The 25,794-nt window shown below is 71.5% G+C and carries 26 protein-coding genes and 1 riboswitch; of the genes, 14 read left to right on the plus strand and 12 right to left on the minus strand.

Going from position 1 to position 25,794, the window contains the following annotated elements:
- Positions 1–208: 208 nt before the first annotated feature.
- Positions 209–973 (minus strand): methyltransferase, encoded by a 765-nt coding sequence (locus tag QMK24_RS06040; RefSeq protein ID WP_283464278.1) that lies wholly within the window; start codon positions 971–973, stop codon positions 209–211.
- 88 nt (positions 974–1,061) lie between these two features.
- The gene (locus tag QMK24_RS06045) at positions 1,062–1,592 is read right to left on the minus strand and encodes an SAV_6107 family HEPN domain-containing protein (protein ID WP_283464108.1); all 531 of its coding nucleotides are present in this window, start codon (positions 1,590–1,592) and stop codon (positions 1,062–1,064) included.
- Positions 1,593–1,766: 174 nt separating this feature from the next.
- On the opposite strand from QMK24_RS06045, the gene QMK24_RS06050 reads away from it, so the two are divergent.
- The 5 genes from QMK24_RS06050 (at position 1,767) to QMK24_RS06070 (ending at position 7,751) form a co-directional block, all read left to right on the plus strand.
- Entirely contained in the window at positions 1,767–2,558 is a 792-nt protein-coding gene (locus QMK24_RS06050) for an ATP-binding cassette domain-containing protein (protein WP_283464109.1), read from the plus strand.
- Complete coding sequence (locus QMK24_RS06055; protein WP_283464110.1) at positions 2,530–4,647, plus strand: YhgE/Pip family protein; 2,118 nt, start codon at positions 2,530–2,532, stop codon at positions 4,645–4,647. The genes QMK24_RS06050 and QMK24_RS06055 overlap by 29 nt, the downstream gene beginning before the upstream one ends.
- A 34-nt stretch (positions 4,648–4,681) precedes the next feature.
- The gene (locus tag QMK24_RS06060; protein ID WP_283464111.1) at positions 4,682–5,293 is read left to right on the plus strand and encodes a TetR/AcrR family transcriptional regulator; all 612 of its coding nucleotides are present in this window, start codon (positions 4,682–4,684) and stop codon (positions 5,291–5,293) included.
- A gap of 324 nt (positions 5,294–5,617) precedes the next feature.
- Positions 5,618–6,217, plus strand: a complete 600-nt coding sequence (locus QMK24_RS06065) for a DUF4126 domain-containing protein (protein WP_283464112.1) — start codon at positions 5,618–5,620, stop codon at positions 6,215–6,217.
- Between the two features lie 49 nt (positions 6,218–6,266).
- The gene (locus QMK24_RS06070; protein ID WP_283464113.1) at positions 6,267–7,751 is read left to right on the plus strand and encodes a phytoene desaturase family protein; all 1,485 of its coding nucleotides are present in this window, start codon (positions 6,267–6,269) and stop codon (positions 7,749–7,751) included.
- 93 nt (positions 7,752–7,844) lie between these two features.
- Here QMK24_RS06070 and QMK24_RS06075 read toward each other — a convergent pair whose 3' ends face one another.
- The 5 genes from QMK24_RS06075 to QMK24_RS06095 all read right to left on the minus strand — a co-directional run bounded on the left by QMK24_RS06075 (position 7,845) and on the right by QMK24_RS06095 (position 12,376).
- A complete protein-coding gene (locus QMK24_RS06075) occupies positions 7,845–8,660 on the minus strand; it encodes a hypothetical protein (RefSeq protein ID WP_283464114.1) in 816 nt (271 codons plus the stop codon).
- Positions 8,661–8,687: 27 nt separating this feature from the next.
- The gene (gene metF, locus QMK24_RS06080; RefSeq protein ID WP_283464115.1) at positions 8,688–9,605 is read right to left on the minus strand and encodes a methylenetetrahydrofolate reductase [NAD(P)H]; all 918 of its coding nucleotides are present in this window, start codon (positions 9,603–9,605) and stop codon (positions 8,688–8,690) included.
- Positions 9,606–9,772: 167 nt separating this feature from the next.
- A complete protein-coding gene (gene thiE, locus QMK24_RS06085) occupies positions 9,773–10,453 on the minus strand; it encodes a thiamine phosphate synthase (RefSeq protein WP_283464116.1) in 681 nt (226 codons plus the stop codon).
- A gap of 32 nt (positions 10,454–10,485) precedes the next feature.
- Complete coding sequence (locus QMK24_RS06090; protein ID WP_283464117.1) at positions 10,486–10,851, minus strand: Rv2175c family DNA-binding protein; 366 nt, start codon at positions 10,849–10,851, stop codon at positions 10,486–10,488.
- A gap of 349 nt (positions 10,852–11,200) precedes the next feature.
- Positions 11,201–12,376, minus strand: coding sequence for an NAD(P)/FAD-dependent oxidoreductase (locus QMK24_RS06095; protein WP_283464279.1), 1,176 nt, complete (start codon positions 12,374–12,376; stop codon positions 11,201–11,203).
- Between the two features lie 215 nt (positions 12,377–12,591).
- Positions 12,592–12,704: riboswitch (TPP riboswitch) on the plus strand.
- Here QMK24_RS06095 and thiO point away from each other — a divergent pair.
- From thiO to QMK24_RS06125, 6 genes are all read left to right on the plus strand, one after another.
- Positions 12,701–13,861 carry a glycine oxidase ThiO gene (gene thiO, locus QMK24_RS06100; protein ID WP_283464118.1) on the plus strand — a complete coding sequence of 387 codons (1,161 nt, stop codon included), beginning with the start codon at positions 12,701–12,703 and terminating at the stop codon, positions 13,859–13,861. It overlaps the preceding riboswitch by 4 nt.
- Positions 13,858–14,058: a sulfur carrier protein ThiS gene (gene thiS / locus QMK24_RS06105; RefSeq protein WP_283464119.1), complete on the plus strand. Its 201-nt coding sequence runs from the start codon at positions 13,858–13,860 to the stop codon at positions 14,056–14,058. The genes thiO and thiS overlap by 4 nt, the downstream gene beginning before the upstream one ends.
- A 7-nt stretch (positions 14,059–14,065) precedes the next feature.
- Positions 14,066–14,893 carry a thiazole synthase gene (locus tag QMK24_RS06110; protein ID WP_283464120.1) on the plus strand — a complete coding sequence of 276 codons (828 nt, stop codon included), beginning with the start codon at positions 14,066–14,068 and terminating at the stop codon, positions 14,891–14,893.
- A 159-nt stretch (positions 14,894–15,052) separates the two neighbouring features.
- The gene (gene pknB, locus QMK24_RS06115; protein WP_283464121.1) at positions 15,053–17,059 is read left to right on the plus strand and encodes a Stk1 family PASTA domain-containing Ser/Thr kinase; all 2,007 of its coding nucleotides are present in this window, start codon (positions 15,053–15,055) and stop codon (positions 17,057–17,059) included.
- Positions 17,056–17,985, plus strand: coding sequence for a deoxyribonuclease IV (locus QMK24_RS06120; protein WP_283464280.1), 930 nt, complete (start codon positions 17,056–17,058; stop codon positions 17,983–17,985). Before pknB ends, QMK24_RS06120 begins: the two co-directional genes overlap by 4 nt.
- Positions 17,986–18,067: 82 nt before the next feature.
- On the plus strand, positions 18,068–18,679 hold the full coding sequence (locus QMK24_RS06125) for a DUF4396 domain-containing protein (protein WP_283464122.1): 612 nt from the start codon (positions 18,068–18,070) through the stop codon (positions 18,677–18,679).
- Between the two features lie 62 nt (positions 18,680–18,741).
- Here the strand turns inward: QMK24_RS06125 and QMK24_RS06130 are convergent, their stop codons facing one another.
- The gene (locus tag QMK24_RS06130) at positions 18,742–19,356 is read right to left on the minus strand and encodes a sulfite oxidase-like oxidoreductase (RefSeq protein WP_283464123.1); all 615 of its coding nucleotides are present in this window, start codon (positions 19,354–19,356) and stop codon (positions 18,742–18,744) included.
- Between the two features lie 161 nt (positions 19,357–19,517).
- Between QMK24_RS06130 and bfr the strand changes: the two genes are divergently transcribed.
- On the plus strand, positions 19,518–19,997 hold the full coding sequence (gene bfr / locus QMK24_RS06135; RefSeq protein WP_283464124.1) for a bacterioferritin: 480 nt from the start codon (positions 19,518–19,520) through the stop codon (positions 19,995–19,997).
- Between the two features lie 36 nt (positions 19,998–20,033).
- Here the strand turns inward: bfr and QMK24_RS06140 are convergent, their stop codons facing one another.
- Together QMK24_RS06140 and QMK24_RS06145 are read right to left on the minus strand one after the other, a co-directional pair.
- Positions 20,034–20,270, minus strand: a complete 237-nt coding sequence (locus QMK24_RS06140; RefSeq protein ID WP_283464127.1) for a (2Fe-2S)-binding protein — start codon at positions 20,268–20,270, stop codon at positions 20,034–20,036.
- A gap of 148 nt (positions 20,271–20,418) precedes the next feature.
- Positions 20,419–21,768 carry a class II 3-deoxy-7-phosphoheptulonate synthase gene (locus QMK24_RS06145; protein ID WP_502962474.1) on the minus strand — a complete coding sequence of 450 codons (1,350 nt, stop codon included), beginning with the start codon at positions 21,766–21,768 and terminating at the stop codon, positions 20,419–20,421.
- Between the two features lie 98 nt (positions 21,769–21,866).
- Here QMK24_RS06145 and QMK24_RS41725 point away from each other — a divergent pair, with 98 nt between their 5' ends.
- Together QMK24_RS41725 and QMK24_RS06150 are read left to right on the plus strand one after the other, a co-directional pair.
- Positions 21,867–21,938, plus strand: a complete 72-nt coding sequence (locus tag QMK24_RS41725; RefSeq protein WP_502962478.1) for a trp operon leader peptide — start codon at positions 21,867–21,869, stop codon at positions 21,936–21,938.
- An 86-nt stretch (positions 21,939–22,024) separates the two neighbouring features.
- Positions 22,025–23,974, plus strand: coding sequence for an anthranilate synthase family protein (locus QMK24_RS06150; protein WP_283464128.1), 1,950 nt, complete (start codon positions 22,025–22,027; stop codon positions 23,972–23,974).
- Here the strand turns inward: QMK24_RS06150 and QMK24_RS06155 are convergent.
- On the minus strand, positions 23,958–24,584 hold the full coding sequence (locus QMK24_RS06155; protein ID WP_283464129.1) for a uridine kinase family protein: 627 nt from the start codon (positions 24,582–24,584) through the stop codon (positions 23,958–23,960). The genes QMK24_RS06150 and QMK24_RS06155 overlap by 17 nt on opposite strands.
- 109 nt (positions 24,585–24,693) lie before the next feature.
- Positions 24,694–25,722: a 6-phosphofructokinase gene (locus tag QMK24_RS06160; RefSeq protein WP_283464130.1), complete on the minus strand. Its 1,029-nt coding sequence runs from the start codon at positions 25,720–25,722 to the stop codon at positions 24,694–24,696.
- Between the last annotated feature and the right edge of the window lie 72 nt (positions 25,723–25,794).

The following is a 25,794-nucleotide window of genomic DNA, read 5'->3' on the forward strand; positions in this document are numbered from 1 at the left end:
TCCTCCTACTCGTCGGTCGCGGGGGCGACCGGTCCGACCCTTATTCAAGGATAGGCAGGGATTCGCCCCCGTGAAACCCGCCCCACTACGCCAATCCGACGGGGACTTCATTCCCCGTCCGCCGTTACGTCATGCCAGCATACGGTCCTGGAGGGCTGACCGGGCGGCCTGTGACCGACTACTCCTGGCACTGCCGCCGGCGGCCGGGTCAGCCACGGTCGGCGAGTACGTGCAGTTGAGTGGCGATCGAGTGGAACGCGGGCTGTTCCGCCGCGGCCAGTTCCAGCTTGAGCAGCGCTTCCAGGGCGCCCGGCTCGGTGTCCACCAGAACCCCCGGGACCAGGTCGGCGAAGACCCGTACGCCGTGCACCGAGCTCACCCGCAGGCCCACATCGGCGACCAGCCGTGTCAGCTGCTCGGCGGTGAAGCGGCGGGGCAGCGAGTCCCCGTCGCCCCAGCGGCCGTCGGGGTCACCGATGGCGTGCTGGGCCTCGGCGAAGTGGCCGGCGAGGGCCCGGGCCAGCACGGCCCCGCCCCGGCCCGCGGCCAGCAGGCTGAGGGCCCCGGCCGGGCGGAGCGCTCCGACGGCGTTGCGCACACCCTCGGCGGGGTCGTCGACGTACTCCAGCACACCGTGGCAGAGCACCACGTCGTAGCTGCCCGGCGCGACGACGTCGAGCAGGCCGTGGGTGTCGCCCTGCACGCCGCGGACCCGGTCGGTCACCCCGGCCTCGGCGGCCCGGCGCTCGAGGGCGAACAGCGCGTCGGGGCTCGGGTCGACGACGGTGACCCGATGGCCGAGGCGCGCCACGGGCACCGCGAAGTTTCCGGTGCCGCCCCCGGTGTCGAGCACGTCCAGCGCCGCACCGGCGTCCCGGCCGCCGGCCGTGGCCTGCCTGTCGAGTGCGTCGCGCAGGACTTCCCAGACCACGGCGGTACGGAGGGACGCTCGGGGGCGGATCGGGTCCACCACTCCTTCACGGGACATGGCGGGCGGCTCCTCGCGGACGACTGGGTTGATCGAGCGCCTCCACTCTAGTCGTGCGGCACGTAGCGGCCGCTCAATTGGCCTTCTGGTGTGGCAAGGCGGACGGCAAGGCGGACGGGAGGCCGGATCGCAGTTCGGACGGCAGCGTGGGCTGGAGCACCAGCATCCGTTCCACCAGGCGCAGGAACATCGCGGCCGCGCGCAGCAGATCGTCCGCGTCCCGCCACGTGGCGGCACCGGCTATGCCGGCCTCGGCCCGCGCCCGGCGTTGGGCGCCGTGTTCGAACATGGCGCTCCACTCGCTGAGTTCGGGCGCGACCTCGGGCAGCACCTCCCAGGCACTGCGTATACGTCCCCTCCGGCTCCGCCGTGGGGAGGCCCCATTCCTGCGCCTCGGGCTCGGTTCGGGACGGCCCCGCACCGCCAGCACCGCGGCGGCGGTTCGCAGTGCGGCGAGATGGGCGGTGGCGTAACGCTCGTTGGGAGTTTCCAGGACGGCCGCCTCGTCGAGTCCGAGGTGGGCCTGGGTGAGCAGGTCGAGGGCGGCGGGCGGTGCCGCAGCCCGGCGCAGCACGGGATGGATGTCGCTTACGTGAGCAGCCATGACGAGCCTCCTGTCTTCGTACGACACATAGTGGGGCACACCACTGACAATCGGCCCTGACCTGCGGAATTGCCCTTAGCGCACCCCTACCCGGACCCCCGCCGCGGACCCGCTTCCGCGATGCGGCATACTTCTTTTGTACTGACCGGTCAGTTCATAAGGGGAGTGTGAGTCGTGATCACCGCGGAGGGGTACGGGCTGCGAGGCCCGCGCGGGCGGGTGTTCCGGGACGTGTCGTTCAGCGCGCCCGCCGGAAGTCTGATCGCGGTCGAGGGCCCGTCGGGCACCGGCCGCACCTGCCTGCTGCTGGCGCTCACCGGACGGATGAAGGCCACCGAGGGCCGCGCGGAGGTCTGCGGCCACCCGCTGCCCAAGCGGATGCCCGCGGTGCGGAGTATCAGCGCACTCGGTCCCGTCGACGGGATCTCGGCTCTCGAACCTGCGCTCACCGTGGCCGAGCACCTGCGCGAAAGGGTGCTGCTGCAGCGCCGGTTCGCCGCCCGAGCCGCGCGCGACCGCACCGACGTGGCAGCTGCCCTGAAGGCGGCAGGGCTCGATCTGGACTCGCTGGTCAAGGGCGAGCGGACGGCCGTACGCGATCTGGAGCGACTGGAGGCGCTGCGGCTGGGCGTGGCGCTCGCGCTGCTGCCGCGGCCGCGGGTGATCGGTGTCGACGACGTCGACCACAAGCTCGACGAGGCCGACCGCGAACAGGCCTGGGCGATGCTGCGCTCCGTGGCCGACGCGGGCACCACCGTCATCGGCGTCTGCACCCAGGCGCCCGGGGGCGCGCTCGTCGTCCCCGCCCGGCCGGCCGCACCGGCCGCCAGGACCGCCGAGTCCGCTGAGCCTGCTGAATCCGCCGCTGCGACAACTGATCCGACCGCCGTCGCGACCGCGGCTGCGACCACTGATGCGACCGAGGACGGGGCAGCCGATGCGTACACCGAAACTCGCCGCGCTTGAGCTGAAGAAGTTCGGACGGGGCCGGCTGCCGCGGGCGGCCATGGCCGCCCTCCTGCTGCTGCCGCTGCTCTACGGCGCTCTGTACCTGTGGTCCTTCTGGGATCCCTACGGGCGGCTCGACAAGATCCCCGTCGCCCTGGTGAACGCCGACCGCGGCGCCACCGCGGGCGGTACGAAGATCGCCGCGGGCGACGCACTGGCCGCCAAACTGCACGACACGGCCACCTTCGACTGGCAGGAGACGGACTCCGCCGGGGCCTCGGAGGGCCTGGAGAACGGTTCGTACTATCTGACGCTCACCATCCCCGCCGACTTCAGCGAGCGGATCGCGTCCAGTTCGGGCGGCCACCCGGAGACCGGCGCCCTCCAGGTGCGCACCAACGACTCGAACAACTACATCGTCGGGCAGCTCTCGCGCAGTGTGTTCTCGCAGGTCAGGGCCGCCACTTCGGCCGGGGCCTCACGCGGCTTCTACGACCGGATCTTCGTGTCGTTCTCCGATCTGCACGACCAGACGCAGAAGGCGGCCAAGGGCGCCGACGACGTGGCCGGCGGAGCGGGCAGCGCCGAGCAGGGCTCCAAGGACCTCGGCGACGGCATCCGCAAGGCAGAACAGGGCGCGGGCCAACTCGCCGCCAGGCTCAAGGACGCCAAGAAGGGCAGCGGTGACCTGGCCACCGGCCTCGACACGCTCGACAGCGGCGCGGGCCAGGTCGCTTCCGGCACCCAGCGGCTCGTCGACGCGGTGAACGGCGCCTCCGACAAGATCGCTTTCGTGAAGAGCCACACCCGGGAGATCGGCGAGGCCTCCCGGCTCGTCGCCGACGGCTCCCAGGCCGTCAAGGACCATCTCAACGAGATCGCCGTACTGGCTCCCGACGCCGCCAAGGCGTCCCGGTCCGCCGCCGACTTCCTGCGCCAGCAGTACACAAAGCAGTGCGCGGCCGCCCCCGGCACCAGCGCCTGCCAGACCCTGAAGCAGGGCGTGGACAAGACCGCCGAGGCCGCCGCACTGGCGGAGCGGCTCAACGCGAAGGTCGGCGGCCCCTCGTCGTTCGACCAGCTGGCCACCGACCTGGGCACCCTGCAGGGCTACGCCCGGGAACTGGCCGACACCGCGCCGCATCTCTCCACCGACATCGACTCGGCCGTCAAGAACATCAACCGGCTGAACACCGGAGCCCACCAGGTCGCCTCCGGCGCCCACTCGGCGGCGGGCGGCGCCCACTCCCTCGACAAGGGCGTCGGCGCCCTGTCCAACGGCGCGGACACCCTCAGCGGGGGTATGTACCGGCTCGCGACCGGCAGCAACCAGCTCACCACCGGCCTGACGACGCTCTCCACCGGCAGCGGTCAGCTCGCCACCGGGCTGCACGACGGGGTGGACAAGATCCCCGACTACGACACCAAGGAGCGCGACGCGCGCACCTCGGTGATGGCCGACCCCGTACAGCTCGCCTCCCAGGCCCTGCACCAGGCGGACACTTACGGCGAGGGGCTCGCCCCGTACTTCATCCCGCTCTCCCTGTGGGTCGGCGCGATGGTCGGCTACATGCTCTTCCAGCCGCTGAACCGCCGGGCGCTCGCCGCCGGGGCCGCGTCCTGGCGGATCGCGCTGGCCGGCTGGCTGCCGGTGGCCGCGGTCGGTGTGCTGCAAGTGCTGGCGCTGATGTCGGTACTGCACTGGGCGCTCGGGCTGCAGATGGCCCGCGCCGCCGGCACGATCGGCTTCCTGCTGCTCGCCGCGGGCTGCTTCGCCGCCATCATCCAGTTCCTGGGCGCCCGGTTCGGCCCGGCGGGACGAGTGCTCACCCTGGCGATGCTGATGCTCCAGCTGACCTCGGCGGGAGGCACGTACCCGGTGCAGACCAGCCCCGGCTTCTTCGGCGCCATCCACCCCTTCCTGCCCATGAGCTACGTCGTGGAGGGGCTCCGCCATCTGATCACCGGCGGCGGGCTCCGGCCGGTCTGGCTGGCCTGTCTGGTGCTCCTCGCCTTCACAGCGGGCGCGCTGGCGCTCACCACCGTGACGGCCCGCCGCAAGCAGGTGTGGACCGTGGACCGGCTGCATCCGGAGCTGACCCTGTGAGACGGGGCCGCCCCGGGCAGGGAGAATCAACGCCATGACCACCGCACGTCGCCAGGCCACGCGGCAGAAGCTCTACGAGGCCGCCGTCACTCTCATCGCCGAGCAGGGCTTCTCCGCCACCACGGTGGAGGAGATCGCCGAGCGGGCCGGCGTCGCCAAGGGCACCGTCTACTACAACTTCGCCAGCAAGAACGAACTGTTCGAGGAGCTGCTGCGGCACGGCGTCGGACTGCTCACCGTCTCCCTGCGGGAGGCGGCGGACAAGGTCGACGCGCGCGGCGGCACCCGGATCGACGCCCTGGACGCGCAGATCCGGGCCGGGCTGGCCTTCATCGCCCGCTACCCGTCCTTCACGCAGCTGTACGTCGCCGAGTTGTGGCGTACCAACCGCGCCTGGCAGGACACGCTGATGATGGTCCGCCAGGAGGCGGTCGCGGTGGTGGAGAAGGTGCTGCGCGAGGCAGTGGACAACGGGGAGCTGAGCGACGAGATCGACGTACCGCTCACCGCGTCCGCGCTCTTCGGGATGGTGCTGGTCGCGGCGCTCGACTGGCAGGCGTTCCAGTCGCACCGCAGCATCGACGATGTGCACTCCGCCCTGTCACGGCTGCTGCAGGGCCGGGTCAGCGGGGACGCCCGGACGTGAGGGCCAGGAGCTGAGGGCCAGGTACTGAGCGTCCGGACATGAGAGTCCGGACATGAGAGTGCGCTGTTCTGGCACGTCCCGATCCCCCGTCGGACCGTGCCAGAACAGCGCTTCCCCCGTGTGCCCCCGTTGCGGCCGGACCGCTCCCGTTCCGCCGCCCCGTGTCGGCGGTACCGGCGCCGCGTCCGTCCGTGCCCCTACCTTCCCCCGAACGAGGGCCGCGGCCCATCCGCGCTCCTACTCAAGTCCGCGTCTAGGTACCAGTACTCAGGACTGCGCGGTTTCGCTCAATGCCCCGGCGAGCGATTCGCTACGATCCGGATCATGTCGGTACTTCCGCTCGTGTTCACCAGCGGCTGGGCGAGCGGGATCAACGCCTATGCCGTGGTGTTCCTGCTCGGCCTGATGGGGGCGACCGGGGTCACCGACGAGGTGCCCGCCGCGCTGGAGCGGCCCGATGTGCTGGTCGTCGCCGGGATCCTGTTCCTGTGCGAGGCCGTCGCGGACAAGATCCCGTTCGTGGACTCGGCGTGGGATGTGGTGCACACCGTCATCCGCCCGGTCTCCGGCGCCGTGGTCGCGGCGCTGCTCGCCGGGCAGAACGGTTCGCTGCCGGAGCTGGCCGCCGCCGCGGTGGGCGGTTCGACGGCGCTCGCCAGCCATCTCGTCAAGGCCGGCACGCGGATAGCGGTCAACACCTCGCCGGAACCGGCCAGCAACATCCTCCTCAGCCTCGCCGAGGACCTGGGCGTCTCCGGGATCATCGTCTTCGCGCTCTTCCATCCGCTCGCCGCCGCGATCATCGCGGGCACCCTGCTGGTGCTCGGCATCGCCACGGTGGTCTTCCTGTTCTCCCGGATCCGCCGCTTCCTGCGCCGCTGGAAGGCGCGGCGCGAGGAGCGGCGGCTGGCCGCGCCGATCTGACGCGACCTGCCGGGCGGCGTTGTCGGTGCCGCCCGATACAGTCGCTGACATGGCACGGATCGCGGTAATCGGGGCGGGTATGGGGGCGCTGGCGACGGCGGCCCGGCTGGCCGTCGGCGGCCGCCGGGTGGCGGTGTACGAGCGCTCGGCGACGTACGGCGGCGGCGTCGGAAGGTTCGCGCGGGACGGCTTCACCTTCGACACCGGCCCTGCCCTGCTGCACCTGCCGGCCGTCTACCGCGATCTGTTCATCAAGACCGGCAGGGAACCGCTGGAGAGCCGCGTCGGGCTGACGCAGGTCGATCCCGCGAGCCGGCACCTCTTCCCGGACGGGAGGGACGTATCGCTGCCCAACGCCAGCCGGGCGGGCGTCATCAGCGCTCTGGACGGCGCGTTCGGCGCGGGCGCCGGTGAGCGCTGGAGCGAGGTGATGGGCCGGGCCCGGGGGGTCTGGGAGGCCACCCGCCGCCCGCTCCTGGAGGACGCACTGACGGAGGACACCACCGCGCTGGGCCGTGACCCGTACCCCGCCGTACGGCGCGGCCTGTTCCGCCGCACCGCCCCGTCCCTCGCCTCCGTCGCCGGCCGCGAGCTGCGCGACCCGCGCCTCGCCGCCCTGCTGGAGAGCTACGCCCTCGCCCACGGCTTCGACCCCCGCTCCGTGCCGGCCGGCGCCGTCGTGCTGCCCTACATGGAGCAGACCTTCGGTGCCTGGTACGTCCAGGGCGGCATGCGGGCGCTCGCCGACGCCGTGTACGAGCGGTGCCTGGCGCGCGGGGTCGAGTTCCACTTCGACGCCGAGGTGCGCGGTATCAAGACCGCGGACGGCCGGGCCTGCGGCCTCGACCTCGCCGACGGAGCATCGGTCGACGCCGACCTGGTGGTCGCCGGCGCGCCCCTGCCCACGCCGGGAGAGCCGTCGGCGCTCACCGCGACGCCCCGGGGGCCGGGGAGCACGCCCGGCAGATTCGTGGTGTGCCTGGCCCTGCACGGACACCGCCCGGAGGGCACCGTGCACCGCACGGTCGTCCATGCGGCGGACGCGGGCCGGGAGTGGGACGCCGTCTTCTCCGGCGCCGGACCGTGCGACTCCCCGACTGTGACGGTGCTGCGCCCCGACGACCCGTCCACCGTCCCGGACGCATCACACGAGGCGGTGACCCTCCAGGTCACCGTGGCAGCGACGGCCGGCCCGGAGGACTGGGCCGCGCCCGGTGTCGCCGCGGGCTTCGCCGAGCAGGTCGTGAAGGCCGCCGAGGCCGCCGTCCCGGGCCTGCGCGAACGGGAGTTGTGGCGCGAGGTGCGCACCCCTGCGGACACCGAGCGGGAGACCGGCGCCCCGGGCGGGGCGGTGCCGGGCCCCGCTCTGGCGGGCGCGGGCGGCGGCCATCTCCGCCCGGACAACCGCTCCCCGGTCCCCGGGCTGTACTTCGTGGGTGGCTGGGCGCACCCCGGCGGCGGGCTGGCGCACGCCGGCATGTCGGGCGCGATCGTCGCCGACCTGATCGCCGGAGGCCCGGGCGGCAGCCGGTGACCGCCGGGACGCCGGACGGACCCGCACCGGTAGCCGGGTTGTCCTCAAACTCCCCCAGCTACCGCTGGGAGGTGCCCCCTGGACGGGCTGAATTCAGTAGCGGTACGGATCGTACGGGTCCGCGTACTGCGACTGCTCGTACGGCGGCTGTGGCTGCTGCGGGATGTACGCCTGCTGCTGCGGGTCCTGGAGCGGCGGTTCGGCGGACTGCTGCTGGGGCACCCAGACACCGCCGGGCGGGGTGTCGTAGCCGTACTGCTGGCTGTATTGCTGGCCGTACTGCTGCTGCCCCGGATCCTGGTACGGAGCCGTGTGGGCGGGGTCGTACTCCTGCTGACCGCCCCAGGAGGCGTAGGCCTCGTACGTGGCGGCCGCGGGCTGCGGCTGCTGGGGCTCGCCGCCGCCCCAGCCCTCGTATCCCTCGGCGCCGTACCCCTCGTAGCCGCTGCTGATGTACGGGTCGGGGGTGTAGGAGGACTGGCCGTCGTAGATCCCGTACTCGCCGGTGTCGTCGAGCATCGGCATCGACTGGTAGACCTGCGCCGGGTCGGGGCCTTCGGCCACCTCTTCGATCGGGGTGACCTCGAGGATCGGCTCGGCCGCCATGGCGGCGCCCGCACCGCGGGTGCCCTTGCGGCGGCGGCTGGACCCCGGACTGCCGCCCAGCGCCCAGCCGGTGGAGAAGCCACGCCGGTAGGAGAGGGTCACGAACGTCTGCCCGGTTCCGAACGCGACGGCGCCGAGGGCGATGACGATGGCGTTGCGGAGGGAGACCCCGCCGACCACGCCCAGGAAACCGGCGAAGGCGAGCAGCCGCCAGCGCAGCCGCGCCTTGTACTGCAGCAGTACCTCACCGAGCAGCCATAGCGCGACGACGCCGAACGCGATGTAGAGCACCGTGTAGCCCATGTCCGCACTTCCTCACCTTACGAGCGGTCACGACCTCTGATGCAGACCGAGATTCTCGTAGATTTCCAGCGACGCCGTGGAATGGTTAAGCGTAATGAAGTGCAGTCCGGGGATGTCCTCGGCCATCAGGCGCCGGCACATCTCGGTCGCGAACTCGATGCCGATCGCCCGCACCGCCGCCGGATCGTCCTTCACCGCGAGGATACGGTCCGCCAGCTCCGGCGGGAAAGGCGCGTTGCCGAGCTGCGCGAAGCGCTCGATCTGCCGGACGTTCGTGACCGGCATGATCTCCGGGATGATCGGGGTATCGCAGCCGGCGGCGGCCACCCGGTCGCGCAGCCGGAGGTAGTCGTCCGCGTCGAAGAACATCTGGGTGATCGCGAAGTCGGCCCCGGCCCGGCACTTGTCGACGAAGTTCCGGGTGTCGGACTCCCAGTCGGTGGAGCGCGGGTGCATCTCGGTGAACGCCGCGACGCCGACGCAGAAGTCGCCGGACTCCTTGATCAGCCGGACCAGGTCGGCGGCGTACAGCAGCCCCTCGGGGTGCTGGATCCACTCGCCGAGCGGGTCGCCGGGCGGGTCGCCGCGCACCGCGAGGATGTTCCGGATCCCGGCGTCGGCGTACTGCCCGATGATGTTGCGCAGCTCGGCGATCGAGTGGTTGACCGCGGTGAGGTGAGCGACCGGGGTGAGGGTGGTGTCCGAGACGATCCGGTCGGTGGCGCGGACCGTGCCCTCACGGGACGAGCCGCCGGCACCGTACGTCACGGAGACGAACGTCGGCCCCACCGCCTCGATGCGGCGGATGGCGTTCCAGAGGGTCCGCTCGCCCTTCTCGGTCTTCGGGGCGGCGAACTCGAACGAAAACGACCGCTCGCCGGACGCGAGAAGCTCACGAATGGTGACCGCGCGATCGGTCCGGGTGGAAGCTGTCCCAAGGGCCATACCCGCAGGGTATCCGCGCCTCGCGACCGCCCGTAACCAGCACACGCGATTTATCCGGTTACGCCCTACCGTCGTCCATCCCTTGGACACGCACTGAGTACACCTCGGTCATCCGGTGGACGCCCGGGGATCATCCAGGCAGCGCGCGGGGAGCGCCGGGGGAACGCTCAGTCGTCGTACGACCGGACGATCTTCGCCAGTGCGGCCGACGCGGCGGCCGGGTCGTCGGCCTCGGTGATCGCGCGCACGACGACGATCCGCCGGGCGCCTGCCTCCAGCACCTGCTCCACGTTCGACAGGTCGATCCCGCCGATCGCGAACCAGGGCCGGTCGGTCTCCAGCGAGGCCGTGTACCGCACCAGGTCCAGGCCGGGCGCGTGCCGGCCGGGCTTGGTCGGGGTGGGCCAGACCGGCCCGGTGCAGAAGTAGTCCGCACCGGGTTCCGAGGCGGCGGCCGCCGCCTCGGACTCGGCATGGCAGGAACGTCCGATGACCACGTCCTCGCCGAGGATCGCGCGGGCGGCCGGCACCGGGAGGTCGCCCTGCCCCAGGTGCAGCACGTCCGCGCCCGCCGCGTGCGCGACATCCGCCCGGTCGTTGACCGCGAGCAGCTTGCCGTGCCGGCGGCACGCGTCGGCCAGGACCGCGAGCGCGTCCAGCTCGTCGCGGGCCTCGATGCCCTTGTCGCGCAGCTGGATGATGTCGACATCCGAGGCGAGCACCGCGTCCGCGAAGCCGGCCAGGTCGCCCTGGCGGGTCCGGGCGTCGGTGCACAGGTACAGCCGGGCGCCGGCGATCCGCTCGCGGGCGGTGGGCGTGGTCGTGGTCACGGACGCGGTCGTGGTCATGGGCGGTACTCCCCCTCGGTGCTCTGAACGGGTTACAGGAGGAGCGCCTGGGCGCGGCGCTTCACCTCGGTCCCGCGATTCTCCTTCAGCGCCTGCGTGGGGGTGCCGGGCAGGGTCGGGTCCGCGGTGAACAGCCACTCCAGCGCCTCTTCATCGCTGAAGCCGCAGTCCTTGAGCACGGTGAGGGTACCGGGCAGTCCCTTGATGATGCTGCCCTCGCCGATGAAGTCGGCGGGGACCATCAGGACCCGGTTCTCACCGCGACGGATCGCGAGGAACAGCTTCTCCTTGATCATCGGGCGGACCCGGGTGATGGGCACACCGAGTCGCTCGGCAACCTCGGGGAGGTTCAGCCAGGAAGGTACGAGGGCATCAATCTTTGCGTCGATCTCGGTCACGGGACAAGCGTGCCATCCCTGGCGGGCCGCGCGTACCGGGTCGCTGCCGCTGGGCTTGCCGGTTTGACCGTAATTGACGGTCACGCACACTTTTGGCCTCAACCGCCGGTCGGGCTGGATCCCGGCCCGCGCACCGGCCCGGGCGAACCCCTGGCCTCAAACGCCGGCCGGGCTGAAACCCTGCCAACGCCCCCGCCCAGGCAGAATCCCCGGCCTCGGACGCCGCCCGGCTCGGCTTCGGCCTCAAACGCCGGCCGGGCGGAAACGCCACGTGCCCGCCTGGGCGGAATCCCTGGGCTCGGACGCCGCCCGGCTGAATCCCCACGCGCCGGCCCGGACGGAACCCGGCTCAGACGCCCGCCGGGGGGCGTTCGGCGGATTTCAAGGGGACGGCGGGGTCGGTGGTGAGGGCGGGGTCCAGGTGGGCTCCGCGTTCAATGAGTTTGCGGGCCTGGGCGAGGTCGCGGGGGCGGCCGACGGCCAGGAGAGCGGCGAGGGCGCCGTCGCGCAGCCAGCAGACCGACCAGGCGGCTCCCGCCGGGTCGCCGCGCATCAGCATCGTGTCGGCGGCCGTGTGGTGCCCCGCGTACTGCACGAAGCGCCCGAACTGCTCCGACCAGAAGTACGGCACCGGGTCGTACGGCTCGTCCCCGCCCAATACGTTCGCGGCGGCGGCGCGCGGTCCCTGGACCGCGTTGTCCCAGTGGTGGATGAGCAGCCGCTCGCCGAAGCGCGCGGACGGGAAGGACGCGCAGTCGCCCACCGCGAACACATCGGCGACCGAGGTCCGCAGCCGGTCGTCCGCGTGCACCGAGCGGTCGGGTCCGAGTTCGACGCCCGATCCCGCCAGCCAGCCGGTGGCGGGCCGCGCTCCGATGCCGACGATGACGGCCCCGGCCCGCAGCCGCGTCCCGTCGGCGAGCAGCACCGCGCCGGGCTCGACGGCCGCGACCGCGGTCCCGGTGAGCAGTTCGGCGCCCGCGTCCGCGTACCAGCCGCGCATATGGTCGGTGACCGACGCCGGCAGGACTCCGGCGAGCGGCCGGTCCGCCGCCTCGACCACGGTCACCGCGCAGCCCGCCTGCCGGGCCGCCGTGGCGAATTCCGCGCCGATCCAGCCCGCGCCGACCACGACGACGTCACGCTTCTCGTCGAGCACGGGCCGCAGGTCCGCGGCGTCGTCCAGGGTGCGGAGCACATGGACGCCGGGGATGCCCTCACTGCCGGGCAGCGCGACCGGGTGGGCCCCGGTGGCGAGCACCAGCCGGTCGTACCCGACCACGCCCTCGTCGGTGACCACATGCCGTTCCCGGGGGCGCAGCGCGGTGGCGTGCCGCCCGAGCAGCAACTCCACACCGAGACCCGCGAAGTCCACGTCGAAGCGCGAGCCCTCGGCGGTGCCGAGGAGTACGGACTTGGACAACGGCGGACGGTCGTACGGTGCGTGCCGCTCGGCGCCGAGGAGCGTGATGCCACCGCGCCACCCCTGCTCCCGCAGGGAGACGGCGGTCTGCACCCCGGCCATCCCGGCCCCGACGATCACTGCGCGCTCGGCGCTTGGCTGGCTCACACGATCACCGTAACGCTCCTGCGTTTCTGACAGGCCGCCAGCAGCGAAATCCGATCCCCCTTACTCCTGGAATCCGTCCCGTCCACGACCCTCCCTGTAGCGCGCCGCCACCCGGCCGGGCCGGGCGCTCCCTTACCCCGGCTCGGGGACGCGTACTAAGGTGGCCGGGCTAACGCACTCGCGGGAGCCCGGACGACCGGGCTGAGAGGGCGGCTGACCGGCCGCCGACCGTACGAACCTGATCCGGGTCATGCCGGCGAAGGGAGGAGCGGGACACTTATGCATCCATCTCGCCACCGCTACGACGTCCTGGTCGTGGGCGGCGGAATCATCGGCCTCGTCACGGCCTGGCGCGCCGCGCAGCGCGGGCTGCGCACCGCGGTCGCCGACCCGGCGCCCGGCGGCGGCGCCGCTCATGTCGCCGCCGGCATGCTGGCCGCCGTCACCGAGCTGCAGTACGGCGAGCAGACCCTGCTCGACCTCAACCTCGCCTCGGCGCGTCGCTATCCGTCCTTCGCCGCGGAGCTGGAGGACGCCACCGGTCTCGGCCTCGGCTACCGGCCGTGCGGCACTCTCGCCGTTGCCCTCGACGCCGACGACCGCGCCGGCCTGCGCGAGCTCCACACCTTCCAGATGTCTCTCGGCCTGGAGTCCGAGTGGCTGTCGGGGCGTGAGTGCCGCCGTCTGGAGCCGATGCTGGCACCCGGCGTACGTGGCGGTCTGCGCGTCGACGGCGACCACCAGGTCGACCCGCGGCGCCTCGCCGCCGCGCTGCTGCGCGCGGCCGAGCTCGCGGGCGTCACCTTCCACCGCGATTCCGTGGCCCGCGTCGAGACCGTACGGGACCGCGCCACCGGCGCGGTGCTCGACGACGGCACCGTGATCGGAGCCGAGCAGCTCGTCCTCGCGGCGGGCAGCCGCAGCGGCTGTCTGCCGGGCATCCCCGACCACGCGCTCCCCCCGGTCCGGCCGGTCAAGGGACAGATCCTGCGGCTTCGCGTCCCGCCCGGCTACGCGCCCTTCCTCTCCCGCACGGTGCGGGCCGTGGTGCGGGGCGGCCATGTCTACCTCGTGCCGCGCGAGAACGGCGAACTCGTCGTCGGCGCGACCAGCGAGGAACTCGGCTGGGACACCGCCATCACCGCGGGCGGCGTCTACGAGCTGCTGCGCGACGCACATGAGCTGGTGCCGGGGCTGACCGAACTCCCGCTGGTCGAGACCCTCGCGGGCCTGCGCCCCGGTTCCCCCGACAACGCCCCGCTGCTCGGCCGCAGCGCGCTGCCCGGTCTGCTGCTGGCCACCGGCCACCACCGCAACGGTGTACTGCTGACCCCGGTGACCGGCGACATCATGGCCGAGGTGCTCACGACGGGCTCCGTGCCCGAGTCGGCCCGGCCCTTCTCCCCCGCACGCTTCTCGCTTCAGGAGCAGCCCGCATGACCGTCTCCGTGAACGGTGAGCCCCGTCAGATCACCGAGGGCCTCACCCTCGACCGTCTCGTCGCCTCCCTGACCGCCGCCCCCGGGGGCGTCGCCGCCGCCCTGAACGAGGCTGTCGTCCCCCGCAGCCGCTGGGGCGTCACCGCGCTCGCCGACGGCGACCGCGTCGAAGTCCTCACCGCGGTCCAGGGAGGCTGAACCCGCGATGCGCACTCTCCGCACACCCGCGGTGACCGACGACATCCTGCGGATCGCCGGCACCCCCTTCACCTCCCGCCTGATCATGGGCACCGGTGGCGCGCCCAGCCTGGAAATCCTCGAACAGGCCCTGCTCGCCTCCGGCACCGAACTCACCACGGTCGCCATGCGCCGTCTCGACCCGGCGACGAAGGGCTCCGTGCTGTCCGTGCTCCACAAGCACGGCATCCGGGTCCTGCCGAACACGGCCGGCTGCTTCACCGCCGGCGAGGCCGTCCTCACCGCGCGGCTGGCCCGTGAGGCGCTGGGCACCGACTGGATCAAACTCGAGGTCATCGCCGACGAACGCACCCTGCTCCCCGACCCCATCGAGCTGCTCGACGCCGCCGAGACACTGGTCGACGACGGGTTCACGGTCCTGCCGTACACGAACGACGACCCGGTGCTCGCCCGCAAGCTCGAGGACGTCGGCTGTGCGGCGATCATGCCGCTCGGGTCGCCGATCGGTTCCGGGCTCGGGATCCGCAATCCGCACAACTTCCAGCTGATCACCGAGCGGGCCGGGGTCCCCGTCATCCTCGACGCCGGGGCCGGAACCGCGTCCGACGCGGCGTTCGCCATGGAGCTGGGGTGCGCGGCGGTCATGCTGGCGTCGGCCGTGACGCGCGCCCAGCAGCCGGTGCTCATGGCGGGCGCCATGCGGTGCGGGGTCGAGGCGGGACGGCTGGCGTTCCGGGCCGGACGTATCCCACGCCGCCACTACGCCGCCGCGTCGTCCCCCGTCGAGGGCGTGGCCGCCTTCGATCCGGAGCGCCCGGCTTTCAGCGGATCCTGACCGGGTTTGATCGGAACCTGACGCGACCTGACCGGGGCCCGGGACCCGCCCTCCGCTGGGGGCGGAGGGTCACGGTTGCGTCCCGGATCGATACGGGCGGGACACAGTACGGCCGTGTTCGGCCAGCCGGGTGCGCGGCGGCTCGTAGACTTCCGTGTCGTGGATACGACCCTGCATGACCCCCTCGTCGGGCAGACGCTCGATGGCCGCTACCGGGTCGAGGCGCGGATCGCCGTCGGCGGTATGGCCACGGTCTACCGGGCCGTGGACACCCGCCTCGACCGGGTGCTCGCACTGAAGGTGATGCACCCCGGGCTGGCGGCCGACGCCGGTTTCGTCGACCGGTTCATCCGCGAGGCGAAGGCGGTGGCCCGCCTCGCCCATCCGAATGTCGTCGGCGTGTACGACCAGGGCTCGGACGGCACGTTCGTCTACCTGGCCATGGAGTACATCGCGGGCTGCACCCTGCGGGATGTGCTGCGGGAGCGCGGCGCCCTGCAGCCGCGTGCCGCGCTGGACATCCTGGAGCCGGTGCTGGCCGCGCTCGGCGCCGCGCACCGCGCCGGGCTGATCCACCGGGACGTGAAGCCGGAGAACGTCCTGATCGGCGACGACGGCCGGGTGAAGGTCGTCGACTTCGGCCTGGTGCGGGCGGTGGACACCAGCACCAGCGTGACGACCGGCTCGGTGCTGGGCACCGTCTCGTACCTCGCGCCGGAGCAGATCGAGCACGGCACCGTCGACCAGCGCACGGACGTGTACGCCTGCGGCGTGCTGCTGTACGAGATGCTGACCGGCGGCAAGCCGCACACCGGTGGCACGCCGATGCAGGTGATCTACCACGTGCTGAACGAGGACATCGCCGCGCCGTCGGACGCCGTCCCCGGGCTGGCGCCCGCGCTGGACGCGCTGGTCGGGCGGGCCGCCGCACGCGACCAGCGGCTGCGGCCCGCCGATGCCGTGGAGCTGCTCGCGCAGCTGCACACCGCCCGCCAGGCGCTGAGCGCGGAGCAGCTGGACCTGGTTCCGCCGCAGGCGCTGGGGCAGGAGCCGGAGGACGCCGTCCCGCCGGCCCATCAGCCGCACAGCCTGTCGAAGGACGCGTCGAACAGCGACGGGGAACTCACCAGCGTCATCCCCAGGACCGACCCGCAGACCGACGTGCTCAACCGCACCAGCCGGCTGCAGCTTCCGCCTCCGGTCCCGTCGATGCCCGCGGGACCGGCGGGACGGGCGGGACCGGCGGGACCGGCCGGCCATGGGGCGGGTCACGGCGCCGGCCGTCGCGCGCCGCGCCGCGGCGTACTCGCGCTGGTCGTGGCGGTGCTGCTGGTCCTAGGTGTCGGGGCCGGCGTCTGGTACATCAGCGACGGGCAGTTCACCAAGGTCCCGGCCGTCCTGGCGCTGTCGCAGGCGGACGCGGAACGGAAGATCGACGATTCCGGGCTGCACGCGAAGATCTCCACCGGCTTCAGCCTCACCGTCCCCCGGGGAAAGGTGATCTCCACCGATCCCGCCGCCGGGCAGCGCATCCGCAGCAATGCGGACGTCACGCTGACCATCTCCAAGGGACCGCAGGTCGTCCTGGTGCCCGATGTCGGGGGCAAGCCGCTGGCGACGGCGCAGCAGCTGCTCAAGGACGCGGCGCTGACGCCCGGCACGGTGACGCAGGACTTCAGCGAGGACGTGCCCAAGGGCGAGGTGATCTCCACGGACCCGAAGGCCGGTACGCAGCGTTCGCCGGACGCCGCCGTCTCGATCACCGTCAGCAAGGGCGTCCCGGTGGACGTGCCGGATGTGATCGGCGATTCGGTCGCCGACGCCCAGCAGGCACTGCAGGACGCCGGGCTCACGGTCGTACTCGCTCCGGAGAAGGTCTTCTCGGACGTGGCCGACAAGGACAAGGTCGCCGTGCAGACGCCGGGCAAGGGCGCCAAGGCGGGTGAAGGCGACACCGTCACGATCACGCTGTCCAAGGGCCAGCAGCTCTTCGACGTACCGGATGTGAAGGGCAAGAGCTCGGGCGAGGCGAAGCAGCTCCTCAAGGGCGCGGGCTTCGACATCCGGGTGATGCACGCGTTCTTCGGCGACACCGTGTTCAGCCAGTCCCCGGACGGGGGCCAGCAGGCACCCAAGGGCGCCACGATCACCGTATGGGTGCGATGAACCCCGGTCCCGGCCCCGGTCCCGGCCCCGATGGCGGTCGCAATCCCGCCCGCGATCCCGCCCGCAATCCGGTCGGCGGCCATGTGCCGGTGGCCGGCGGACTCGCGACCGTCGGGCTGTCGTACGCCGAGCGGATGGCGGCCGAGGCCGTCCAGGTCTTCGTGGCCAATCCGCGCGGCTGGGCGGCCCCGCCGGGTGATCCGCGGCAGGACGAGGAGTTCCGTGAGCGGCGCGCCGCCGGGGCGGTCCCGGCGTACGTCCATGCCCCGTACCTGATCAACTTCGGCTCGCACACCGAGGCCACCGCCGAGAGATCGGTGGATTCACTGCGGCACTCGCTGCGCCGCGGGCGGGCGATCGGCGCGAAGGGCGTCGTGGTCCACACCGGGTCCGCGACCGGCGGGCGGCCGCGGACCGAGGCGCTGGCGCAGGTACGCGCATACCTGCTGCCACTGCTGGAGGAGCTGACCCACGAGGACGATCCGTGGCTGCTGCTGGAGCCGACCGCGGGCCAGGGCTCCTCGCTGTGCTCGCTGGCCGAGGATCTCGGACCGTACTTCGAGGCACTGGACCGCCATCCGCGGCTCGGGGTGTGCCTGGACACCTGCCACGCCTTCGCCGCCGGGCACGACACGGCCGCTCCGGGCGGTATGAAACTGCTGCTCGACGAGCTGGTCGGCACGGTCGGTGAGGGCCGGCTGAAGCTGATCCACGCCAATGATTCCAAGGATGTGGCGGGCGCCCGCAAGGACCGGCACGAGAACATCGGCGCCGGGCACATCGGCGCCGAGCCGTTCCGCGACCTGTTCACCCATACCGCCACCGAGGGCGTCCCGCTGATCATCGAGACACCGGGCGGGCCGGAGGGCCATGCCGCGGACGTGGCCCTCCTCAAGGCGCTGCGCGACGGATCCCGGGTCGGCTGAAAAGCCTTACGGGAATACCCCCTGGGGGTATACGGTTGGCTGCAGAGCAACCAACCGCCGGCTCCTGATGGGGTGGAACGTCATGCAGCGCGACCAGACGACGCACGAAGAGCACACGCACCACGAGCACGCGGACCACGAGGCGCACGCCGGGCACGCCGGGCACGCGGCCGACCAGGACCACAGCGCGCACGCCGGGCACTCGGAGCACTCGGAGCACTCAGGGCACGACGGGCACTCAGACCACTCCGCCCACGGTCCCGCGAGCTGGCGCATGGCGGCGATGGCCACCATCCACTGCCTCACCGGCTGCGCCATCGGCGAGGTCCTCGGCATGCTGATAGGCACCGCGCTCGGCTGGAACAACGCGCAGACGATGATCCTGGCCATCGTGCTGGCCTTCGTCTTCGGCTACTCGCTCACCATGCGCGGCGTGCTGCGCGCCGGACTGGATCTGCGGGCCGCGTTCCGCGTCGCCCTCGCCGCCGACACCGTCTCCATCATCCTCATGGAGCTGGCCGACAACGGCACGATCCTCGTCTTCCCGGGTGCCATGGACGCGACCCTCTCGGACGCGCTCTTCTGGGTGAGCCTCGCGCTGTCCTTCGTCGTCGCCTTCGTCGTGACCACGCCCGTCAACAAGTGGCTGATCGGCCGCGGCAAGGGCCACGCCGTCGTCCACGCGTTCCACTGACCACGCCAGAGAAGCAAACCGGACAGACCACGCCGGAGGGCCGGTCACGTCACGTCAGGCGGTCACAGCTCCGGGCCGTCCCCGGGCTCCTCCTGGTAGGAGTAGCGCTGCTCCGACCAGGGGTCGCCGACGTTGTGATAGCCGCGCTCCTCCCAGAAGCCGCGGCGGTCGGCGGTCATGTACTCCACGCCCCTGACCCACTTGGGGCCCTTCCAGGCGTACAGATGGGGGACCACCAGCCGGGCCGGGAAACCGTGTTCGGCGGTGAGCGGTTCACCGCCCTTGTGGGTGGCGAATATCGACTTGTCGTCGGCGAAGTCCTCGATCCGGAGATTCGAGCTGAAGCCGTACTCGGCCCACACCATCGCATGGGTGACCCCGGGTGCCGGGGGCGCGAGCCGCAATATCGTGGCGGCGGCGACGCCGCCCCACTCCATGCCGACCATGCTGAACTTCGTCACGCAGTGGAAGTCCGCCTTCACGATGGAGTACGGCAGCGCCGCGAACTCCTCGTGGTTCCAGCAGTGCTTGTCCCCGTCGGCCGTGGCCCCGAAGACCCGGAACTCCCACCGGTCCGGCTTGAACCGCGGTACGGGTCCGTAGTGCGTGACCGGCCAGCCCCGCTGTAGCCGCTGCCCCGGGGGAAGCTCACCCTCGCGGCTTTCGGACTGACCCATGGCTCCATGGTGACAGACCGGACGCAGTGCTTCTGACCGGGCTGCGCCCGATTCGGGGAGCGGCGTCGGCACAGGACGTAAGCGTGCACTTACTGGATCAGCCCCGCTCCCAGTGCAAGGATGCGCGCATCTTGTCGATCCGTTGAAAGGACGGCGTTGCCATGCAGGGCGACCCCGAGGTCATCGAGTTCTTGAACGAGCAGCTGACCGCGGAGCTGACCGCGATCAACCAGTACTTCCTGCACGCGAAGATGCAGGAGAACTTCGGTTGGACGAAGCTCGCGAAATACACCCGCTCGGAGTCCTTCGATGAGATGAAGCACGCGGAGCTCCTGACCGACCGCATCCTCTTCCTCGACGGCCTGCCCAACTACCAGCGGCTGTTCCATGTCCGGGTGGGCCAGACGGTCACCGAGATGTTCCAGGCCGACCGCCAGGTGGAGGTCGAGGCGATCGACCGCCTCAAGCGCGGTATCGAGGTCATGCGGACCAAGGGCGACATCACCTCGGCGAACATCTTCGAGTCGATCCTCGCGGACGAGGAACACCACATCGACTATCTCGACACGCAGCTCGAGCTGGTCGAGAAGCTGGGCGAGCCGCTCTACATCGCGCAGCTCATCGAGCAGCCGGACGCCTGACCGGCTGAGGGACCGGCTCCCGGCGCCGACGGAGGTTCAGGCCGCTTCGGCCATCGGTTCTTCCGCAGCAGCTGCCTGGGCCACGACGGCCTTCGGGGCGATGGTCCCGGAACGGCCGAGCAAGGCCTGTATGCGCTTGACGCACGAGCCGCAGTCGGTGCCGGCCTTGCAGGCCGACGCCATCTTGCGGGGGCTGCAGGCGCCGGAATCCGCGTGCTGCTTGACCTGCTGCTCGGTGATGCCGAAGCAAGAGCAGACGTACACGCGGTTCACCCCTCTCGGGCGCCTGGGCTGAGGTTACCCTTACCTTACCCGGCACTTCCGGTGGTGAAAAGCGGTGAGGGGCACGGATCCATGTGATCCGTGCCCCTTCTTCGCGCTGCCGGCTTCGCGCTGCCCGGAGCCGCCTCCCGGGCCGGGCCTACTGGCCCCGGTACATCTCCGCGACCAGGAACGCCAGGTCCAGCGACTGGCTGCGGTTGAGCCGCGGGTCGCAGGCCGTCTCGTAGCGCTGGTGGAGGTCATCGACGAAGATCTCGTCGCCGCCGCCCACGCACTCGGTCACATCGTCGCCGGTCAGCTCCACATGGATGCCGCCCGGGTGGGTCCCCAGGCCCTTGTGGACCTCGAAGAAGCCCTTGACCTCGTCGAGCACATCGTCGAAGCGCCGGGTCTTGTGGCCGGATGCCGCCTCGAAGGTGTTGCCGTGCATCGGGTCGGTCACCCACGCCACCTGCGCGCCCGAGGCCGTGACCTTCTCGACCAGCGTCGGGAGCTTGTCGCGGACCTTGTCCGCGCCCATGCGCACGATGAACGTCAGCCGGCCCGGCTCACGCTCCGGGTCGAGCCGGTCGATGTACGTCAGCGCCTCTTCGGGCGTCGTCGTCGGGCCGAGCTTGATGCCGATCGGGTTGCGGATCTTCGACGCGAACTCGATGTGCGCACCGTCGAGCTGCCGGGTGCGCTCGCCGATCCACACCATGTGGCCCGACGTGTCGTACAGCGAGCCGGTCCGCGAGTCGACGCGGGTCAGCGAGGACTCGTAGTCGAGCAGCAGCGCCTCGTGCGAGGCGTAGAACTCCACGGTCCTGAACTCGGCGGGGTCGGTCCCGCACGCCGCCATGAAGTTCAGCGCGTTGTCGATCTCGCGGGCCAGCGCCTCGTAGCGTTGTCCCGACGGCGAGGACTTCACGAAATCCTGGTTCCAGGCGTGCACCTGGCGCAGGTCCGCGTAACCACCGGTGGTGAAGGCGCGCACCAGATTGAGCGTCGAGGCGGACGCGTTGTACATCCGCTTCAGCCGCTCGGGGTCCGGGATCCGCTCCTTCTCGGTGAAGGCGAAGCCGTTGACGGAGTCACCGCGGTACGTCGGCAGGGTGATGCCGTCGCGGGTCTCGGTCGGCTTGGAGCGCGGCTTGGAGTACTGGCCCGCGATCCGGCCCACCTTCACGACCGGCACGGACGCGGCGTACGTCAGTACCGCGCCCATCTGCAGGAGCGTCTTGAGCTTGTTGCGGATCTGGTCCGCGGACACGGCGTCGAAGGCCTCGGCGCAGTCGCCGCCCTGCAGGAGGAACGCCTCGCCACGGGCGACGGCCCCCAAACGGGTACGCAGCTGATCGCACTCGCCGGCGAAGACGAGAGGCGGATACGACTCGAGCTCCGCGAGCACATCGCGCAACGCCTCGGAGTCGGGGTACTCGGGCTGCTGCGCCGCGGGAAGGGAGCGCCAGGTGTTTCCACCGGCTGTGGGGTTAGCGTTCACGGTCACACGGACCACACTACGGGGTGACGTCGCGCGGCTTCCGACGCCGCCCAGTGGATGAGACGAGCCCCACTGCTCGGCCGCTCTGCGCTAGGGTTCCGGGCATGTTCGCGCAACAGCACACCAACTGGTGGTGGCCCGCTCAACCGGCGGCCCACCTCATCGCGCGTACATAACGACTCACCGCGAAGGCCGCCCACGGGGCGGCCTTCTCTGTTTCCCGGCCGCTCCCTCCGTTGTTCGTCCACCGGAAGGACCCGCCGTGCACACCGCTTCAGGCACCGAAGCCACCGCAGCCGCCGCCCTCGTCGAGCGGCTGCTCTCCCCCGGCTGCCCACCGTTCGCCCTGCTCCACCGCCGTACGCCGGGCCACGGCACCGACCTCGTGGACGTTCTCCTCGGGCCGGTCACCGAGGCCGGGCGGCTGACCGACATCGCGCTGCCGGCCGGGGTGCCCGGGGAAGGCCCGGTGCTGGACGCGCTCGCACTGGTGCCGTTCCGGCAGATCCGCGAGCGCGGCTTCGACGTACGGGACGACGGGACGCCGCTGGCCGTACTGCGGCCCGAGGAGAGCTACGAGCTGCCGCTCGCGGAGGTCCTCGCCGCGCTCCCGGACCTGGAGGTGACGGTCGACGACGGCGCGTTCGACGTGGACGACGACACCTACGCGGGAATCGTCGAGCGGGTGATCGAGGACGAGATCGGCCGCGGCGAGGGCGCCAACTTCGTGATCCGCCGGACCTTCACGGGACAGATCGCGGGCTACGGCCCGCAGTCCGCGCTGGCGCTGTTCCGGAAGCTGCTCAGCGGTGAGCGCGGCGCGTACTGGACGTATGTGGTGCACACGCCGGACCGGACGCTGGTGGGCGCGAGCCCCGAGGTGCATGTGCGGATGTCGGGCGGGACCGTCGTGATGAACCCGATCAGCGGGACGTACCGCTACCCCGCCACCGGGCCGGACTCCGAGGGGCTGCTGGCCTTCCTCCACGACGCCAAGGAGGTGGAGGAACTGACGATGGTGGTCGACGAGGAACTCAAGATGATGTGCACCGTCGGCGACCTCGGCGGAGTGGTGGTCGGGCCCCGGCTCAAGGAGATGGCCCACCTCGCGCACACCGAGTACGAGCTGCGCGGCCGCTCCACCATGGATGTACGGGACGTGCTGCGCGAGACGATGTTCGCGGCGACCGTCACCGGCTCGCCGGTACAGAACGCCTGCCGGGTGATCGAGCGGCACGAACCGGGGGGCCGCGGCTACTACGCCGGCGCGCTGGCACTGATCGGCCGGGACGCGGCCCGGACACAGACGCTGGACTCCCCGATCCTGATCAGGACCGCGGACATCGACCCGGGCGGGCAGCTGAAGGTGCCGGTCGGCGCGACGCTGGTACGGCACTCCGACCCGCGCGCCGAGGTCGCCGAGACCCACGCCAAGGCCGCGGGGGTGCTGACCGCCCTCGGCGTACGGCCGGCCCCGGCGCACCGCCCCGCGCCCGCGTTCCGGCTGGCCGACGACATCAGGGTGCGGGCGGCGCTGGACGCGCGGCGGGCCGGCCTGGCGCCGTTCTGGCTGCGGATGCAGGTGGAGATCGACCAGCCGCCCAGGACCGGGCTGTCCGCGCACGCGCTGGTGATCGACGCCGAGGACACCTTCACCGCGATGCTGGCGCACGTGCTGCGGTCGTCGGGCCTCGATGTCACCGTGCGGCGCTACGACGAGCCGGGGCTGCGGGAGGCCGCGCTGACCCACGGCGGGCCGGTCGTGCTCGGCCCGGGTCCCGGCGATCCGGCCGACGCCGGCGACCCGAAGATGCGCTTCCTGCGCGCCCTCACCGCCGACCTGGTCAGGGAGCACCGGCAGGGGCTGCTCGGTGTCTGCCTGGGCCATGAGCTGCTCGCGGTGGAGCTGGGCCTGGACATCGTGCGCAAGGACGTCCCCTTCCAGGGCGCCCAGGAGCACATCGACTTCTTCGGCCGCCCCGAGACCGTCGGCTTCTACAACACCTTCACCGCGCGCTGCGACGACGCCACCGCCGAGGAGCTGGCCAGCCACCGGGTCGAACTGAGCCGCGACCCGGCCACCGGCGACGTCCACGCGATGCGCGGCCCTGGCTTCGCCGGCGTCCAGTTCCACCCCGAGTCGGTGCTCAGCCTGAACGGCGTCTCGATCGCGGCCGAGTTGCTGGCCGCCGTCCTCACGCCGTCTCGCTGAACGCGGAGGCGTCCAGGACCGGCTCGGCGAGCACCGGGCCGATCAGCATCATCACGTCGGCGATCATCTGGAACTCGTCCGCGGTGCCGTCGACCACCAGGTCGGCCAGTGCCCGGGAGGGGGCGACATGCGCGGCATGGCGCTCCCGGCCGGTCGTCAGATAGTTGAGCAGCGAGATGCGCGGATCCTGTCCCAGGATGTCGATCTTGCGGAGGATCTTCCGGGCGAGCCGGATGTCGTCGGGGGTTTCCACATACACCCGCCACGTCGCGCGGCTGCCGACCGACGGCAGCGTCAGGGCGAACAGGCCCTCGACGACGACCAGCCGGTGCCGCCCCGAGGTGGCCGCCGCCTCGATGGCGGCGGTCACCGCAAGCTCGTCGATCGAGCCGGGATGGTTCCAGTCCAGGACCTCGGACCCGCTCGCGCTGACCGTACGCACCCCGCGCACGGTGTCGTGCGCGGGCACGTAGAAGTCATCGAGATGGATCAGACCGATGGTCTCGTGATGGTGCAGCGACAACGCCTCGGCAAGGGTGGACTTGCCCGATGCGGTGCCGCCTGCGACCGCCAGTACAGGTGTGCGCCACCTGTTCGCCACACCCGTCATACCGGGCGCTCCTCATGTGCTCAAAGGGGAAAACGAAGCGGCCGGACAAGCCGGGTGGACGGAGAATAAGGCGCACTGATCGTCTGCTGCAAGCAGCGGAGTTCAAGGTTCAGCCAAAGAAGACCCCGGCCTCCGTGTAGAGCTTCGGATCGACCGTCTTGATGCGTGCCGTGGCCTCCGCTATCGGCACCCGGACGATGTCCGTACCGCGCAGCGCGACCATCTTCCCGAAGTCCCCGTCGCGCACCGCGTCGATGGCGTGGAGGCCGAACCGGGTGGCCAGCCAGCGGTCGAACGCGCTGGGGGTCCCGCCGCGCTGGACGTGCCCGAGCACCGTGGTGCGGGCCTCCTTGCCGGTGCGCCGCTCGATCTCCTTGGCGAGCCATTCGCCCACGCCGGACAGCCGGACGTGGCCGAACGAGTCCAGGGTGCCGTCCTTGAGCACCATGTCGCCGTCCTTGGGCATGGCGCCCTCCGCGACGACCACTATCGGCGCGTAACGGATCTTGAACCGGCTCTCCACCCAGCCGCAGACCTGCTCGACGTCGAAGCGCTGTTCCGGGATGAGGATGACGTTGGCCCCGCCGGCCAGGCCCGAGTGGAGGGCGATCCAGCCGGCGTGCCGGCCCATCACCTCGACGACCAGAACACGCATGTGCGATTCGGCGGTGGTGTGAAGCCGGTCGATGGCCTCGGTGGCGATGTTGACGGCCGTGTCGAATCCGAAGGTGTAGTCGGTGGCGGACAGATCGTTGTCAATGGTCTTGGGAACGCCGACGCACGGAATGCCGTGGTCGTCGGAGAGTGTCGCGGCGACCCCCAGGGTGTCCTCGCCGCCGATCACGATGAGCGCGTCGACCTCGAAGGCGGCGAGGTTCTCCTTGACGCTGCGGATGCCGTGCTCCACTTTGAGCGGATTGGTGCGCGAGGAACCGAGGATGGTGCCACCGCGCGGCAGGATTCCCCGCACCGCGGGGATGTCGAGCCGCACGGTGTCGCCTTCGAGGGGGCCTCGCCAGCCGTCCCTGAAGCCGATGAAGTCGTAGCCGTATTCCTGGACGCCCTTGCGGACGATCGCCCGGATGACCGCATTGAGACCGGGGCAGTCACCACCACCGGTCAGTACTCCGACCCGCATGGACTCTTCCCTTCGCCAGCGCTGCGTTGCGTTGCCATGACGGAATCCAACCCCGGCAACGCTAGCGTGACT

Origin of the sequence: Streptomyces sp. PH10-H1 (assembly GCF_030063355.1) — a bacterium.
In the GTDB taxonomy this organism is placed as follows: domain Bacteria; phylum Actinomycetota; class Actinomycetes; order Streptomycetales; family Streptomycetaceae; genus Actinacidiphila.

Coding starts and splice junctions, on each gene's coding strand:
- QMK24_RS06120 (WP_283464280.1), top strand. CDS start 17,056: ATGAACCCCGGTCCCGGCCCCGGTCCCGGCCCCGATGGCGGTCGCAAT.
- QMK24_RS06110 (WP_283464120.1), top strand. CDS start 14,066: ATGCGCACTCTCCGCACACCCGCGGTGACCGACGACATCCTGCGGATC.
- QMK24_RS06095 (WP_283464279.1), bottom strand. CDS start 12,376: ATGGCCGGGGTGCAGACCGCCGTCTCCCTGCGGGAGCAGGGGTGGCGC.
- thiS (WP_283464119.1), top strand. CDS start 13,858: ATGACCGTCTCCGTGAACGGTGAGCCCCGTCAGATCACCGAGGGCCTC.
- QMK24_RS06045 (WP_283464108.1), bottom strand. CDS start 1,592: ATGGCTGCTCACGTAAGCGACATCCATCCCGTGCTGCGCCGGGCTGCG.
- bfr (WP_283464124.1), top strand. CDS start 19,518: ATGCAGGGCGACCCCGAGGTCATCGAGTTCTTGAACGAGCAGCTGACC.
- QMK24_RS06155 (WP_283464129.1), bottom strand. CDS start 24,584: ATGACGGGTGTGGCGAACAGGTGGCGCACACCTGTACTGGCGGTCGCA.
- QMK24_RS06075 (WP_283464114.1), bottom strand. CDS start 8,660: ATGGGCTACACGGTGCTCTACATCGCGTTCGGCGTCGTCGCGCTATGG.
- QMK24_RS06055 (WP_283464110.1), top strand. CDS start 2,530: ATGCGTACACCGAAACTCGCCGCGCTTGAGCTGAAGAAGTTCGGACGG.
- QMK24_RS06125 (WP_283464122.1), top strand. CDS start 18,068: ATGCAGCGCGACCAGACGACGCACGAAGAGCACACGCACCACGAGCAC.
- thiO (WP_283464118.1), top strand. CDS start 12,701: ATGCATCCATCTCGCCACCGCTACGACGTCCTGGTCGTGGGCGGCGGA.
- QMK24_RS06065 (WP_283464112.1), top strand. CDS start 5,618: ATGTCGGTACTTCCGCTCGTGTTCACCAGCGGCTGGGCGAGCGGGATC.
- QMK24_RS06160 (WP_283464130.1), bottom strand. CDS start 25,722: ATGCGGGTCGGAGTACTGACCGGTGGTGGTGACTGCCCCGGTCTCAAT.
- metF (WP_283464115.1), bottom strand. CDS start 9,605: ATGGCCCTTGGGACAGCTTCCACCCGGACCGATCGCGCGGTCACCATT.
- QMK24_RS06130 (WP_283464123.1), bottom strand. CDS start 19,356: ATGGGTCAGTCCGAAAGCCGCGAGGGTGAGCTTCCCCCGGGGCAGCGG.
- QMK24_RS06060 (WP_283464111.1), top strand. CDS start 4,682: ATGACCACCGCACGTCGCCAGGCCACGCGGCAGAAGCTCTACGAGGCC.
- QMK24_RS06070 (WP_283464113.1), top strand. CDS start 6,267: ATGGCACGGATCGCGGTAATCGGGGCGGGTATGGGGGCGCTGGCGACG.
- thiE (WP_283464116.1), bottom strand. CDS start 10,453: ATGACCACGACCGCGTCCGTGACCACGACCACGCCCACCGCCCGCGAG.